Here is a 15,371-nt window from a genome sequence, read left to right as displayed (position 1 = left end):
CGCGGAGGCCGGCGGGGGAGGGGCGGGGCGAGTGGGCCCGCGGCCTGCCGGGCTGTCAACTCGGCGGCGGAGAAAGGGCGGTGACGGGGTCCCGCTGTCGGGGCCGCGGGTGGGGGCAAGGGGCCGGCGGGGCCTCGGCGGCCCCGCCGGACAGCGGTCAGGCGCCGGTGTGCGGCACGTGCGCCTCGTCGCCCTTGCGGACGTCGCGCAGCAGGCAGGTGAGCCGGGCGGTGCAGACCCGGCGCTCCTCCTCGTCGCTGATGACGATCTCGTACGTCGCCGTGGAGCGCCCCCGGTGCACGGGGGTGGCCACGCCGGTCACCAGGCCCGAGCGGGCGCCGCGGTGGTGGGTGCAGTTGAGGTCCACGCCGACCGCGATCTTCGAGCTGCCGCCGTGCAGCATGGAGCCGACCGAGCCCAGGGTCTCCGCCAGCACCGCGGACGCGCCGCCGTGCAGCAGCCCGTAGGGCTGGGTGTTGCCCTCGACCGGCATGGTGCCGACGACCCGCTCCGCCGACGCCTCCAGGATCTGCACGCCCATACGGGTCCCGAGGTGGCCCGCGGAGAACAGCGCGGGCAGGTCGACGCCGAGCGCGGCGTACTCGTCGACGACCTCCTGCGGGAATGTCACCTGCTGCTGCTCACCCATGGGCGCGGCTCCGTTCTCGTACAGCTGTCACGTCGCTGAGCAAACGCTCAGTCGGTCGCCGATTGTTCCAGACGCCCTTCCGGGCGGGCCTGCGGGCGGCGCTCGCCCGCGACGCCCCCCGCCGCGCCCCCCAGGGCGTGCTCCAGCCGGACCACGACGGACTTGCTGGCCGGGGTGTTGCTGGTGTCGGCCGTGGCGTCCAGCGGCACCAGGACGTTGGTCTCCGGGTAGTAGGCGGCGGCGCAGCCCCGCGCCGTCGGGTAGTGCACGACGCGGAAGCCGGGCGCCCGCCGCTCCACGCCGTCCCGCCACTCGCTCACCAGGTCGACGTACGCCCCGTCGGCCACGCCCAGGGCGCGCGCGTCCTCGGCGTTCACCAGCACCACCCGGCGGCCGCCCGTGATGCCCCGGTAGCGGTCGTCCAGGCCGTAGATGGTGGTGTTGTACTGGTCGTGCGAGCGCAGCGTCTGCAACAGCAGCCGCCCGGCGGGGAGTTCCGGGTACTCCACGGGGGCCGCGGTGAAGTTCGCCTTCCCGGTCGCGGTCGGGAAGCGGCGCTCGTCGCGCGGGGCGTGCGGCAGCGCGAAGCCGCCGGGTCGGGCCACCCGCGCGTTGAAGTCCTCGAAGCCGGGGACCACGCGCGCGATGCGGTCCCGGATCGTCGCGTAGTCCTCCTCGAACTCCTCCCACGGCACCTTGCTGTCCGCGCCCAGCACCCGGCGCGCCAGCCGGCACACGATCGCCGGCTCGGACAGCAGGTGCCGGCTCGCCGGCTCCAGACGGCCCCGCGAGGCGTGCACCATGCCCATGGAGTCCTCGACGGTCACGAACTGCTCGCCGCCGCCCCGCACATCGCGCTCGGTGCGGCCCAGGGTGGGCAGGATCAGGGCACGCGCGCCCGTGACCACGTGCGAGCGGTTCAGCTTGGTCGACACGTGCACGGTCAGCCGCGCGCGCCGCATGGCCGCCTCGGTGACCTCCGTGTCGGGGGAGGCGGAGACGAAGTTGCCGCCCATGGCGAAGAACACCTTCGCCTCGCCGTCGCGCAGCGCCCGGATGGCCCGCACGACGTCGAAGCCGTGCTCGCGCGGCGGCGCGAACCCGAACTCCTTCTCCAGCGCGTCCAGAAAGGCCGGCGCGGGCCGCTCGAAGATGCCCATCGTGCGGTCGCCCTGCACGTTGGAGTGACCGCGCACCGGGCAGACGCCCGCGCCGGGACGGCCGATGTTCCCGCGCAGCAGGAGGAAGTTGACGACCTCGCGGATGGTCGGCACCGCATGCTTGTGCTGGGTGAGGCCCATGGCCCAGCAGACGATGGTCCGCCGCGAGGCGAGGACCATGCCGAGCGCCTGCTCGATCTCCGCGCGCGTGAGACCGGTGGCCGCGAGCGTTCCCTCCCAGTCGGCAGCGCGGGCGGCCTCGGCGAACTCCTCGTACCCGTGCGTGTGCTCCCGCACGAACTCGTCGTCGACCGCGCCCTCGGTCTCCAGGATCAGCTTGTTCAGGAGGCGGAACAGGGCCTGGTCGCCGCCGATGCGGATCTGCAGGAACAGATCGGTGAGCGCGGCGCCCTTCAGCATGCCCTGCGGGGTCTGCGGGTTCTTGAACCGCTCCAGTCCGGCCTCGGGCAGCGGGTTGACGCTGATGATCCGCGCGCCGTTCGCCTTGGCCTTCTCCAGCGCGGAGAGCATCCGCGGGTGGTTCGTCCCGGGGTTCTGCCCGGCCACGATGATCAGGTCGGCCCGGTGCAGGTCCTCCAGCAGGACGCTGCCCTTGCCGACGCCGATGGTCTCCGACAGCGCCGAACCGGACGACTCGTGGCACATGTTGGAGCAATCCGGCAGGTTGTTGGTGCCCAGTTCGCGCGCGAAGAGCTGGTAGAGGAACGCGGCCTCGTTGCTGGTGCGGCCGGAGGTGTAGAAGACCGCCTCGTCCGGGGAGGCCAGCGCGGAGATCTCCTCGGCGACGATGCCGAAGGCGCGCTCCCAGGTGACCGGCTCGTAGTGCGTGCCGTCCTCGGCGAGGTACATGGGATGGGTGAGCCGGCCCTGCTGGCCCAGCCAGTACCCGCTGCGCCCGGCGAGATCGGCGACGGGGTGCGCGGCGAAGAACTCCGGGGTGACCCGGCGCAGGGTGGCCTCCTCGGCCACCGCCTTGGCGCCGTTCTCGCAGAACTCCGCCCTGTGCCGGTGCTCCGGCTCCGGCCAGGCGCAGCCCGGGCAGTCGAAGCCGTCTTTCTGGTTCACGCGCAGCAGGGTCAGTGCGGTGCGCCGCACGCCCATCTGCCGCTGGGCGATGCGCAGGGTGTGGCCGACGGCCGGCAGGCCCGCCGCCGTGTGCCTGGGCTCCGCGACCTGCGGCGCGTCCTGGACCGGATCACCCTTGGGCGGCTTCGTCGCCATCGCCCGCTCCCCTTCGACTGCGTGTGAGACGTACGCCACCGATCCTCCCACGGGGCGCCGACAGGCCGCCGGGGCGGCCACAGCGGGCGCGCGGGCCCCCGGCCGCCGCCCGCGACGGCGGTGTGCCGGGTCGCCCCGGCGCCCGCCGCGGGGCGGACCGGTCCCGGCTGTCAGTGGGGCGTGGCAGGATCGGGGACGTGGCAGACACAGCATCGAAGAAGACCGACAGCACCCCCGGCGGCCGTCCCCGGCTGATGCTCATGGACGGGCACTCGCTGGCCTACCGCGCGTTCTTCGCGCTGCCCGCGGAGAACTTCACCACCGCGACGGGCCAGCCGACGAACGCGATCTACGGCTTCGCGTCGATGCTGGCCAACACCCTGCGTGACGAGGCGCCCACCCACTTCGCGGTGGCCTTCGACGTGTCCCGCAAGACCTGGCGCTCCGAGCGGTTCACCGAGTACAAGGCGAACCGCTCCAAGACCCCCGACGAGTTCAAGGGGCAGGTCGAGCTGATCGGCGAGCTGCTCGACGCCATGCACGCGCAGCGCTTCGCCGTCGAGGGCTTCGAGGCGGACGACGTCATCGCCACCCTCGCCACCCAGGCCGAGGCCGAGGGCTTCGAGGTGCTGATCGTCACCGGCGACCGGGACTCCTTCCAGCTCGTCACCGAGCACACGACCGTGCTGTACCCGACGAAGGGCGTCTCTGAGCTGACCCGGTTCACCCCGGAGAAGGTCTTCGAGAAGTACGGGCTGACGCCCGCCCAGTACCCGGACTTCGCCGCCCTGCGCGGCGACCCGTCCGACAACCTCCCCGGCATCCCCGGCGTCGGCGAGAAGACCGCCGCGAAGTGGATCAACCAGTTCGGCTCGTTCGCGGAACTGGTCGAGCGCGTCGACGAGGTCAAGGGCAAGGCGGGCCAGAACCTGCGCGACCACCTGGAGTCCGTCAAGCTCAACCGGCTGCTCACCGAGCTGGAGCGCGAGGTGGAGCTGCCGAAGACGGTCACCGACCTGGAGCGGGCGCCGTACGACCGCAAGACCGTCGCGATGGTCCTGGACACCCTGGAGATCCGCAACCCGTCGCTGCGCGAGCGGCTCTTCGCCGTCGACCCCGGCGGCGAGGAGGCCGAGGCCACCCCCATCGTGGCGGAGGGCGTGGAGCTGGACGGCGCCGTCCTGCGCACCGGCGAACTGGCCGGCTGGCTCACCGAGCACGGCACCGGAACCCTCGGCGTCGCCACCGTCGACACCTGGGCGCTGGGCACCGGCTCGGTCGCCGAGGTCGCCCTCGCCGCGGCCGGAGGAGCGGCCGCCTGGTTCGACCCGGCCGAGCTGGACGAGGCCGACGAGCGCGCCTTCGCCGGCTGGCTCGCCGACGCCGCCCGCCCGAAGGTGTTCCACAACGCCAAGGGCGCCATGCGGGTCCTCGCCGAGCACGGCTGGCGCGTCGACGGCGTCGCGATGGACACCGCGCTCGCCGCGTACCTGGTCAAGCCGGGCCGCCGCTCCTTCGACCTGGACGCCCTGTCCCTGGAGTACCTCCACCGCGAGCTGGCCCCCGCCGCCGCGGCCGACGGCCAGCTCGCCTTCGGCGCGGACGACGGAGCCGAGGCGGAGGCCCTGATGATCCAGGCCCGCGCCGTCCTCGACCTGGGCGAGGCCTTCGAGGGCCGCCTCCAGGAGGTCGGCGCCGCCGACCTGCTGCGGGACATGGAACTGCCCACCTCCGCCCTGCTCGCCCGCATGGAACGCGACGGCATCGCGGCCGACCGCGCCCACCTGGAGGCGATGGAGCAGACGTTCGCGGGCGCCGTGCAGCAGGCCGTGAAGGAGGCCCACGCCGCCGCCGGCCACGAGTTCAACCTCGGCTCGCCCAAGCAGCTCCAGGAAGTCCTCTTCGGCGAGCTGGCGCTGCCGAAGACGAAGAAGACCAAGACCGGCTACACCACCGACGCCGACGCCCTGGCCTGGCTCGCCACCCAGACCGACAACGAGCTGCCGGTCATCATGCTCCGGCACCGCGAGCAGGCGAAGCTCCGCGTCACCGTCGAGGGCCTGATCAAGACCATCGCCGCCGACGGCCGCATCCACACCACCTTCAACCAGACGGTGGCCGCGACCGGCCGGCTGTCGTCCACGGACCCGAACCTGCAGAACATCCCGGTCCGCACGGACGAGGGCCGGGCCATCCGCCGCGGCTTCGTCGTCGGCGAGGGCTTCGAGTCCCTGATGACCGCCGACTACAGCCAGATCGAGCTGCGCGTCATGGCCCACCTGTCCGAGGACGCGGGCCTGATCGAGGCGTTCACCACGGGTGAGGACCTGCACACCACGGTCGCCTCCCAGGTCTTCTCGGTCGGGCGGGACGCGGTGGACGCGGAGATGCGCCGCAAGATCAAGGCGATGTCGTACGGCCTGGCCTACGGACTGTCCGCCTTCGGCCTCTCCCAGCAGCTGAACATCGAGGCGGCCGAGGCCCGCGGCCTGATGGACACCTACTTCGAGCGCTTCGGCGGTGTCCGCGACTACCTGCGCCGCGTCGTCGACGAGGCACGGGCCACGGGCTACACGGCGACGCTCTTCGGACGCCGCCGCTACCTCCCCGACCTCAACAGCGACAACCGCCAGCGCCGCGAGGCCGCCGAACGCATGGCCCTCAACGCCCCCATCCAGGGCACGGCCGCCGACATCGTCAAGATCGCCATGCTCGACGTCGACCGGGCCCTGCGCGAGGCGGACCTGAAGTCCCGCCTGCTCCTGCAGGTGCACGACGAAATCGTGCTGGAGATCGCCCCCGGCGAGCGCGCGGCCGTGGAGGAACTGGTCCGCCGCGAGATGGCCGGCGCCGTCCAGCTGCGCGCCCCGCTGGACGTCTCGGTGGGCGTCGGCCGCGACTGGGAGTCGGCGGCACACTGACGCCGGTCCGGTGTCCCGGATGGGGCACCGCACCGGCGTAGGCACCCCTGACCGGTCCGACACCGGCAGGGGCGCCGCACCCCTGACCGGCGGAGCCCCGGCGGGGTTCTTCACTCACGTGGACCCCGCCAGAACGCAGCCCCGTGCCCGCAGCCGCAACACTGCGGGCATGGGTATACGCATGCTCCACCGCCGGACCCACGAGGTACGGGGCGGCGCCCGGGCCGAGACCGGCAGCGGTGCCGGCGCGCCCGCGGCCGCCTCACCGGTCCCGGCCCTCGCGCCCGGCGCAAGCACCGCCCGCATCCCCCTCGTCCGGACCGCGGCCGCCCGCGAAGCCGTCGCCGGCCTGCTGCGCCGGCCGCGCGCCCGACTCCGCCGCACCGCCGACCGGCGCGCCTGGGCCGACCTCGCCCGCGCCTACCTGGCGCTGCTGCTCACCGCGATCCCCCGGGCCCGCCCCAGACACACCCTCACCGTCTTCGTGGCCGCCCTCACCGAGCCGCCGACCGGTCCCGGCCCGCACCGACCACCCCGCCAGGACCGCCCGGAACCCGGACCGGACGCCACACCCTGACCCCGGCCGCGTACAGCAGCACCCCGAGCAGCAGCCCGGCCCCGACCCCGAAGCACAGGGTCGGCACCAGATCCAGCGGCCGCACCGACGTACCCCAGTACGCCCACCACCGCGCCGCCCGCTGCACCGCTCCTGCCAGGGCACAGCCCCCGATCACGGCCGCCGCCCACCACCGGTCCCGCACCGACAGCGCGGGCACCCCCGCCGGTGCCCCGGCGGGCGCCCGCCGCAGCGCCCCCACCAGGAACACGGCGATCACCACGGCCGCCAGCGCCGACGAGCCGTACTGCAGCCACGTGTACCGCGGCAGGCCCGCCACCACCCCGCCCAAACCGGCCAGTCGCGACCCCCACCGGTCGTGGTGCGTGAACGCGTCCCACACGACGTGCGTCAGGGCGCCGAGCACCGCCGAGACGTAACCCCACAGCAGCAAGCCCGCGCTGACACGCGCGCGTGGCGCGCCGCAGCGCAGCAGAGCCGCCACACGCCCCTGGCGGGCCCGGGGGAGCAGCGCCACCAGCGGCTCCCGCACGAACAGCCACAAGCCCACCAGCGCCCAGGCGATCAGGGCGTCCACGCCGACCACCCCGGGCAAGGAGTGCGTGACCGTCCCGAACCCCATCGCGTCCCGCCGGACGCTCGCCGCGTAATAGGTGACGTCCGGCGCGAAGGACCCCGCGACGAGCACCGAGGGCACCAGCCGGCCCCGTCCGCCGCCGTCCCGGCGGACGGCGGGCAGTACGGCCGCCGCGTGGCTGAGTGTGAACGGCAACAGGGCCCCCTCGGGCGGTCGTCGGCCGCGGCTTCGCGACCGGTGATCACGTCCGCTCCAGTATGCGTCGGCGCCCTTCGCGGTCCCCCCGGCCGGACAGTGTCGGCCAACCGGTGAAAAGCGGACGCGAACGGGTGCCCACGGCAAACAAGTTGTCGTAGGGTCACCTGGGTTGCCGTGTCCGGCGGCACGAGCGCACACCCGTCGCACGAACGGAATGTCGGAACAGGGGCAACCAGAGCACCGGGTCAACCGTCACACCAGAGCGAGGCGGACAGACGGAGACGGACGCGGCAGGCGTCCACGGGAGGGGTTCACTCTATGGCGGCGCACATCGGCAGGCGGCTGCGCAAGGGAGCGGCGAGCACCGCCGTGGCCGCGGCGGCGGTCGCGGCACTGTCCGCGTCCCAGGCTCCGGGAGCGGCCGGCGACGACCACGGCAGACCGGCCTCGGCCGGCTCCAGCAGCCCCGCACCCGATGCCGCGTCCGGCGGCGACGCCACCGGCAACTCGCCGTACTACACGGACCTTCCACCGCTGAAGAGCCCCAACCCCGGCCCCTCGTCGACCGTCGGCGACCCCGTCGCCCGGGGCGAGGCGGAGGCGGGCATCCCCGCGACCGTCCTCGACGCCTACAAGAAGGCCGAGGCCGAGCTGCGCTCGTCCAAGCCCGGCTGCAACCTGCCCTGGCAACTCCTCGCCGCCATCGGCAAGGTGGAGTCCGGCCAGGCCCGCGGCGGCCGCGTCGACGCCGACGGCACCACGATCGGCCGGATCCTCGGCCCGCAGCTCGACGGCAACGGCTTCGCGCTCATCAAGGACACCGACCACGGCGCGTACGACGGCAACAGCCACTACGACCAGGCCATCGGCCCGATGCAGTTCATCCCGTCCACCTGGGCCTGGGCCGGCCGCGACGGCAACGCCGACGGCAAGGCGGACCCGAACAACGTCTACGACGCCGCGCTCGCCGCGGGCCACTACCTGTGCCGCAACGACTGGGACATGTCCACCGACGCCGGTCTGCACAGCGCGATCCTCAGCTACAACAACTCGCAGGACTACCTGAACCTGGTCCTCAACTGGCTGCAGTACTACCGCAAGGGCACCCACTCCGTGCCCGACGGCACCGGCGGCGTCCCCAGCCACCGCAGCGACGACGGCGCCCCGCGCACCCACACCCCGGCGCCGTCCAGCCCGCCGGCGACGAACCCCGGGCACAAGCCGGACCACAAGCCCGACCCGAAGCCGACCCGGCCGGGCAGCGGCGGCGAGAGCCCCGAACCCCAGCCGCCGAAGCCGCCCGTCCCCCCGACGCAGCCCACCCCGTCCGAGACCGTGGACCACCTCGAGGACGCGGGCACCGCACAGCTCACCGCGATGGCCGGCGAGGCGTTCGGACAGCGGATCGGCACCCGCGCCGAGACCAAGGCGGGAGCGGCCGTCGCCAAGGTCAGGATCCGGTTCACCATCACCGGCGACACCGACGCCACCTTCGCCGGCGGCGAGAACGTCGCCACCGTCGCCACCGACGCCAAGGGCGTGGCGCTCGCACCGGCCCTCCAGGCGGGCGAGAAGACCGGCGACTTCAAGATCACCACGGCTGTCGTCGGCCACCAGGTCAAGAGCGTCGGCTACACCGCCACCGTCACGCCCCGGGCCGCCGACACCCTCACCCGCACCGGCGACACCGCGATGACCTGCACCCCGGGCGGCGAGTTCGCCGAGAAGATCCAGGTGAAGGCGACCTACAAGGGCGCCGCCGCCGACCGGGTCGCGGCCACCGCCACCCTGATCAAGGCCGCCGACGACGCCACCGAGAACGACAAGGGCCCCTACTTCAAGGACGCCGACGGCAAGGCCGTGCGCACCCTCACCGGGCTGCAGACCGACGCCGAGGGCCGGCTCACGCTGCCCGCGCTGTACGCGGACGACACCACCGGCACCTTCCTGCTCCGGGTCACCACCCCCGGCGGCGGCACCGTCACCGTCGAACTGAAGGTCGCCGCCGCCGACGCCTCGGCCGACCCCTCACCGAGCCCGTCCGCGACGTCCTGACACGACCGCCGGACAGCGCCGAGGGCGCCCCTCCGCTCCACCGGACGGGCGCCCTCGGGGCACCGGCGGTCAGCGCTCGAGTCGTGCGCTGGCGTGCGGGTCGGCCCGGCCGTCGCCCGGTCCTCGGGTCACGGGTGCTTCGGTCAACGCCCGCGCAGCCCGGGGCGGGAGGGCGGCACGGCATACGCGGCCGGTAGAGGACGGCGAGGGCGTCCCTCGGCTCCGGCGGGCGGTTCCCTTCGTGCACCGGCGGTCAGCGTCCAGGCCGTGCGTTGGTGTGCCGGGTCGGCTCCACGGTCGCCGGGTCCTCGGGTCACGGGTGCTTGAGGCAGCGGGCCCGCGTGGCTCGGCCCGCACGGCTCGGAAGGCCCGCACGGCTCGGAAGGCCGGCACAACCCGCCGAGGCCGTCCCTCCGCCTGGGCAGACGGGCGCCCTCGGCGCAGCAAAGGTCAGCGCTTGAGGCGTGCGTTGGTGTGCCGGGTGGGCTCCGCCGTCGCCGGGTCCTCGGGCCACGGGTGTTTCGGATAGCGCCCGCGCAGCTCGGCGCGCACGCCCCGGTAGCCGTCCCGCCAGAACGAGGCGAGGTCGGCCGTGACGGCGGCGGGCCGCCCGGCCGGCGAGAGCAGGTGCACCAGCAGCGGCACCCCCGCCACGGCCGGCGTCTCGCGCAGCCCGAACATCTCCTGCAGCTTCACGGCGAGCACCGGCCGCTCCGGATCCCGGTAGTCGATCCGGATCCTGGACCCGCTCGGCACGGTGATCCGCTCCGGCGCCAGCTCGTCCAGCCGGGCCGCTTCCCCGCTCGCCCACGGCAGCAGCCGCGTCAGCGCCTGCCCGGCGTCGATCCGCCCCAGGTCGGCCCGCCGCCGCGCCCGGCCCAGCTCCGGCTCCAGCCACTCGTCCACGCGCGCGTGCAGCGCCTCGTCCGAGACCTCCGGCCACGGCTCACCGGCATGCGCCCGCAGGAACGCCAGCCGCTGCCGCAGCGCCGCCGCGTCCGGCGACCAGCGCAGCAGCCCCAGCCCCTCGGCCCGCAGCCCGTCGAGCAGGGCCGCCCGCACCAGCGCGGGATCGGCCTCCTTCAGCGGCCGCACGGCCAGCTCCACGGCGCCGAGCCGTTCTACATGCCGGGCCACGACGTCCCCGCCGGCCCAGCGCACCTCGTCCCGTTCCTCGAGGAGCGCGCCCGCGGCGGCCCGGGCCACCTCCTCGGAGACGGCCGCGCCGAGCCGCACGCGCGCGTGCCCCTTCCCGGCGGCCCGGTCGGCCACGGCGACGACGATCCAGGGCGCACCGCTCAACGCCGACCCGTCGCCCAGCTCGGCCCGGGTCCCGGAGACCATGAGATAGGAGCCGCCGTCCAGCCTCGCGACCCGCTCCGGGAACGCCAGCGCGACGGTCGGCCCGACCAGCCCGTCCACCCCGCCCCCCGCGCCCGGGGCGGCCCCGCCCACCCGCGTCCGGCGATCGGCGGAGGCCGCGGGCGGGGAGTCCGCCGAGACGGCCCGCAGCCGCCGCACCTCCGCGGCCCACCGCCCCGCGTACGCGTCACCGCCCCGCCGGGCCCGCCGCAGCGCCCCGGCGAGATCGTCCCCGTACTCCCGCGGCACCTCCTCGGAGAGCAGGGCGACGGCCTCCGCGCCCCTGCCAGCCGTGTCCAGCAGGGCGCGTCCCAGCCGCGGATGCACCCCCACCCGGCCCAGCCGCACCCCGAGCCCGGTCGCCCGCCCCGCCGCGTCCACCGCGCCCACGGCGGTCAGCACCTCCCGCGCCGCAGCCATCGCGCCGCCCGGCGGCGGATCCAGCAACGCCAGTCCCGAGGCGTCGGGATCACCCCAGCAGGCGGCCTGGAGGGCGAACGCCGTCAGGTCCGCCACCTTGATCTCCGGCGCCGGGAAAGCCGTCAGCCGGCCGTCCTCCGCCTCCGTCCAGCACCGGTACACCACACCCGGCGCCTCACGCCCGGCCCGCCCCGCCCGCTGCCGCCCGGCGGCCCGCGACGCCCGCACCGTCACCAGAGCGCTCAGCCCGCGCGCGTGATCCACGCGCGGCTCCCGCGCCAGCCCCGAGTCCACCACCACCCGCACCCCGGGCACCGTCAGCGACGACTCCGCCACCGACGTCGTCAGCACCACCCGGCGGCGCTCCCCGGGCGCCAGCACCGCGTCCTGCACGGCGGCCGGCGCCCGGCCGTGCACCTGGAGCACGTCCACGCCGTCCAGGTCCCCGAGCTGCCCGGCCACGCGCGCGATCTCCCCGACGCCGGGCAGGAAGCACAGCACGTCCCCCGCCCGCTCGGCCAGCGCCCGCCGCACCACCGAGGCGACGTGGGCGAGCAGCGCCGGGTCGACCCGCATCCCGTGCGGCGGCCGCACAGGCCGCGCCGGAGGCGCCCACACGACCTCCACCGGATGCGCGACGCCCGCCGCCTCCACCACCGGCGCCCCGCCCAGCAGCCGCGCCCACCCCTGGGCGTCCGTGGTCGCGGAGGCGGCCACCAGGCGCAGCTCCGGACGCAACGCCTGCCGCACGTCCCACAGGAACGCGGCCACCGTGTCGGCGTCCAGATGCCGCTCGTGGCACTCGTCCAGCACCACCACGTCGACGCCCGACAGCTCCTGGTCCCGCTGCAGCCGCTGCAGCAGCACACCCGTGGTCACGACCTCCACACGCGTGTGCCGCCCCACGGCCCGCTCACCGCGCACCGTGTAGCCGACGCTGCCGCCGGTCCGCTCGCCGAGCAGCCACGCCATCCGGCGGGCCGCCGCCCGCGCCGCGATCCGCCGCGGCTCCGCCACCACGACACGCCGCGCCGGCCCGTCCCCGACCAGCCCCGCGAGCACAAGCGGCACCAGCGTCGTCTTGCCCGTGCCGGGCGGCGCCACCAGCACGGCCGTACCTTCCGCGTCCAGGGCGTCGGTCAGAGCGGGCAGAGCGGCCCGCACGGGCAGCACGTCCAGGGCGTCGTAACGGATCACGCCCCCAGTGTCGTACGGCGGCGGGAACGCCCTCCACGCGCGTACCTGCCGGGACGGCTGCCTCTCGCGCGGGCAGGGACACGCGCGCGCACGTAAGGAACGGAAACAGCGGAGACGAACGCCCCGCTCAGTCCCGCTCGCACACGAAGATCGCCGTGCCCGGGATCAGGTTCCCCCGCAACGGGGACCAGCCGCCCCACTCCGAGGTGTTCCACGCCGGCCACTCCGGCTCCACCAGGTCCACCAGGCGCAGGCCCGAGGCCACGATGTCCCGCACCCGGTCCCCGAGCGTCCGGTGGTGCTCGACGTACACCGCCCGGCCCTCCTCGTCCTGCTCCACGTACGGCGTGCGGTCGAAGTAGGACGCGGACACCGAGAGCCCCTCCGGGCCCGGCTCGTCCGGGAAGGCCCAGCGGACCGGGTGCGTCACCGAGAAGACGAACCGGCCGCCCGGCCGCAGCACCCGGCGCACCTCGCGCAGCACCAGCCGCGGATCGGCGACGAACGGCAGCGCCCCGTACGCCGAGCACGCCAGGTCGAAGGAACCGTCCGCGAACGGCAGCGCGCCGGCGTCGGCGCAGACGAGCGGGATCGATCCGCCGATCCGCAGCGAGTGCTGGAGCTGGCGGTGCGAGAGGTCCAGGGCCACCGGCCGGGCGCCCTGGGCGGCCAGCCAGCGCGAGCACTGGGCGGCGCCCGCGCCGATCTCCAGGATCTCCTTGCCCTTCAGCTCCTCCGGCGGTCCCAGCAGCTCCGCCTCCACCTCGTCCAGGCCCTCCGGACCCCATACGAAGCGGTCGTCGCCCAGGAACGTCCCGTGCTCGACCTGGTACTCGTCCGCGTTGCGGTCCCACCAGCCCCGGTTGGCGCGGCTGCTCTCCGCGACCCCGGCGTCACGCCGGGTGGCTTCCGCCTCGAACCCGTGGGGATCGGGCTGTTCCGGCTCTTGGATGATCGGCTCCCTCGTCGTACTCTTCCGTCCAACCCGCCGGGCGCGACACGGCGGGACGAAGGCCTGTGCGGCCTCGCGGGACGTTTCCTGTGCCGGTTATGCGGCGATCCGCCCCGGGTGTGCGCCTTCGCGCATTGACCATGCCCGGCTGCCCCCGTATGCTACAAGTTGCGCTGCGGGCCTGCGCACCTCAGACGTAGCAGGCTGCGCTCGCATCTGTTGTATGTCCCCTCGGTTGTCGAGGCGCCATCACCAGTTCCTGGTGGGGCGCTTCCTTGGCTGTCCGGCTTCTGCAGAGCGATACGGGCTCCCGGCGTAGCAGTACCTACGACTTCAATGTCCGTACCGGAGCCCTTTCCCACATGACGAGCAGCACCGAGACCACCGCCACCACCCCGCAGGTTGCGGTCAACGACATCGGTAACGAGGAAGCCTTCCTCGCCGCGATCGACGAGACGATCAAGTACTTCAACGACGGCGACATCGTCGACGGCGTCATCGTGAAGGTCGACCGGGACGAGGTCCTGCTCGACATCGGTTACAAGACCGAAGGTGTCATCCCGAGCCGCGAGCTCTCGATCAAGCACGACGTCGACCCCAACGAGGTCGTCGCCGTCGGTGACGAGATCGAGGCCCTTGTTCTCCAGAAGGAGGACAAGGAAGGCCGCCTGATCCTCTCGAAGAAGCGCGCCCAGTACGAGCGTGCCTGGGGCACCATCGAGAAGATCAAGGAAGAGGACGGCATCGTCACCGGTACCGTCATCGAGGTCGTCAAGGGTGGTCTCATCCTCGACATCGGCCTCCGCGGCTTCCTCCCGGCCTCCCTGGTCGAGATGCGCCGTGTCCGCGACCTCCAGCCCTACGTGGGCAAGGAGCTCGAGGCGAAGATCATCGAGCTGGACAAGAACCGCAACAACGTGGTCCTGTCCCGCCGTGCCTGGCTCGAGCAGACCCAGTCCGAGGTCCGCCAGACGTTCCTCACGACCCTCCAGAAGGGTCAGGTCCGCTCCGGCGTCGTCTCCTCGATCGTCAACTTCGGTGCCTTCGTGGACCTGGGTGGCGTCGACGGTCTGGTCCACGTTTCCGAGCTGTCCTGGAAGCACATCGACCACCCGTCCGAGGTCGTCGAGGTCGGCCAGGAGGTCACCGTCGAGGTCCTCGACGTCGACATGGACCGCGAGCGCGTCTCCCTGTCGCTGAAGGCGACCCAGGAAGACCCGTGGCAGCAGTTCGCCCGCACCCACCAGATCGGCCAGGTCGTGCCCGGCAAGGTCACGAAGCTGGTTCCGTTCGGTGCGTTCGTCCGCGTGGACGAGGGCATCGAGGGTCTGGTCCACATCTCCGAGCTGGCCGAGCGCCACGTGGAGATCCCGGAGCAGGTCGTCCAGGTCAACGACGAGATCTTCGTCAAGGTCATCGACATCGACCTCGAGCGTCGTCGCATCAGCCTCTCGCTGAAGCAGGCCAACGAGTCTTTCGGTGCCGACCCGGCCTCGGTCGAGTTTGACCCGACCCTGTACGGCATGGCCGCGTCCTACGACGACCAGGGCAACTACATCTACCCCGAGGGCTTCGACCCCGAGACCAACGACTGGCTCGAGGGCTACGAGAAGCAGCGGGAGGAGTGGGAGCGCCAGTACGCCGAGGCGCAGTCCCGCTTCGAGCAGCACCAGCAGCAGGTCATCAAGTCCCGCGAGGCCGACGCCGCCGCTGCCGCCGAGGGCGGCGAGGCTGCCGCTCCGGCCGCGTCGGGTGGCGGTTCGTACTCCTCCGAGGGTGCGGACACCTCCGGTGCCCTCGCCTCGGACGAGGCGCTGGCCGCGCTGCGCGAGAAGCTGGCCGGAGGCCAGAGCTGACCGCCAGCCGCTAGGGCTCGCTGATAGCCACTGAGGGGCCGCACCTTTCGAGGTGCGGCCCTTCGGGGTTTTCCGGGGCGGGCCGGCCGCTCTCCCACCGCGGCTGCTGACAGGGCGTCAAGTCGGCGTCCGGGACATGCCTGATCAGCGCGGTGACCCGGGAATGCCCACGCTCCAGGGCGCGTTGTCCAGGGGGAACACGAGG

9 protein-coding genes are annotated in these 15,371 nt (G+C 73.7%); 4 read left to right on the top strand and 5 right to left on the bottom strand.

What is annotated here, in order from left to right; translation table 11 throughout:
* Positions 1-157: 157 nt before the first annotated feature.
* Together ACZ7JA_RS33535 and ACZ7JA_RS33530 are read right to left on the bottom strand one after the other, a co-directional pair.
* Entirely contained in the window at positions 158-649 is a 492-nt protein-coding gene (locus ACZ7JA_RS33535) for a PaaI family thioesterase (RefSeq protein ID WP_351672397.1), read from the bottom strand.
* A gap of 47 nt (positions 650-696) precedes the next feature.
* Positions 697-3,051 carry an FdhF/YdeP family oxidoreductase gene (locus ACZ7JA_RS33530; protein WP_389452033.1) on the bottom strand — a complete coding sequence of 785 codons (2,355 nt, stop codon included), beginning with the start codon at positions 3,049-3,051 and terminating at the stop codon, positions 697-699.
* Between the two features lie 197 nt (positions 3,052-3,248).
* Here ACZ7JA_RS33530 and polA point away from each other — a divergent pair, with 197 nt between their 5' ends.
* Entirely contained in the window at positions 3,249-5,972 is a 2,724-nt protein-coding gene (polA, locus tag ACZ7JA_RS33525) for a DNA polymerase I (RefSeq protein ID WP_389304284.1), read from the top strand.
* A 169-nt stretch (positions 5,973-6,141) separates the two neighbouring features.
* The gene (locus tag ACZ7JA_RS33520; protein ID WP_389304286.1) at positions 6,142-6,549 is read left to right on the top strand and encodes a hypothetical protein; all 408 of its coding nucleotides are present in this window, start codon (positions 6,142-6,144) and stop codon (positions 6,547-6,549) included.
* Here ACZ7JA_RS33520 and ACZ7JA_RS33515 read toward each other — a convergent pair.
* Positions 6,467-7,321, bottom strand: a complete 855-nt coding sequence (locus tag ACZ7JA_RS33515) for a DUF4184 family protein (protein ID WP_389452030.1) — start codon at positions 7,319-7,321, stop codon at positions 6,467-6,469. The genes ACZ7JA_RS33520 and ACZ7JA_RS33515 overlap by 83 nt on opposite strands.
* A gap of 321 nt (positions 7,322-7,642) precedes the next feature.
* On the opposite strand from ACZ7JA_RS33515, the gene ACZ7JA_RS33510 reads away from it, so the two are divergent.
* Positions 7,643-9,379, top strand: coding sequence for a lytic transglycosylase domain-containing protein (locus ACZ7JA_RS33510; protein WP_389452027.1), 1,737 nt, complete (start codon positions 7,643-7,645; stop codon positions 9,377-9,379).
* Between the two features lie 450 nt (positions 9,380-9,829).
* Here ACZ7JA_RS33510 and hrpB read toward each other — a convergent pair whose 3' ends face one another.
* Positions 9,830-12,358, bottom strand: a complete 2,529-nt coding sequence (hrpB, locus tag ACZ7JA_RS33505; RefSeq protein WP_470812205.1) for an ATP-dependent helicase HrpB — start codon at positions 12,356-12,358, stop codon at positions 9,830-9,832.
* 127 nt (positions 12,359-12,485) lie between these two features.
* On the bottom strand, positions 12,486-13,310 hold the full coding sequence (locus tag ACZ7JA_RS33500; RefSeq protein WP_351672457.1) for a class I SAM-dependent methyltransferase: 825 nt from the start codon (positions 13,308-13,310) through the stop codon (positions 12,486-12,488).
* A gap of 362 nt (positions 13,311-13,672) precedes the next feature.
* Here ACZ7JA_RS33500 and rpsA point away from each other — a divergent pair, with 362 nt between their 5' ends.
* Entirely contained in the window at positions 13,673-15,166 is a 1,494-nt protein-coding gene (gene rpsA / locus ACZ7JA_RS33495; protein WP_009322963.1) for a 30S ribosomal protein S1, read from the top strand.
* Positions 15,167-15,371 lie beyond the last annotated feature (205 nt).

It is taken from the genome of Streptomyces sp. NPDC038135 (assembly GCF_055601245.1).
The sequence above is the reverse complement of the archived record's forward strand: the minus strand, read 5'-3'. Positions and strand labels throughout refer to the sequence as shown.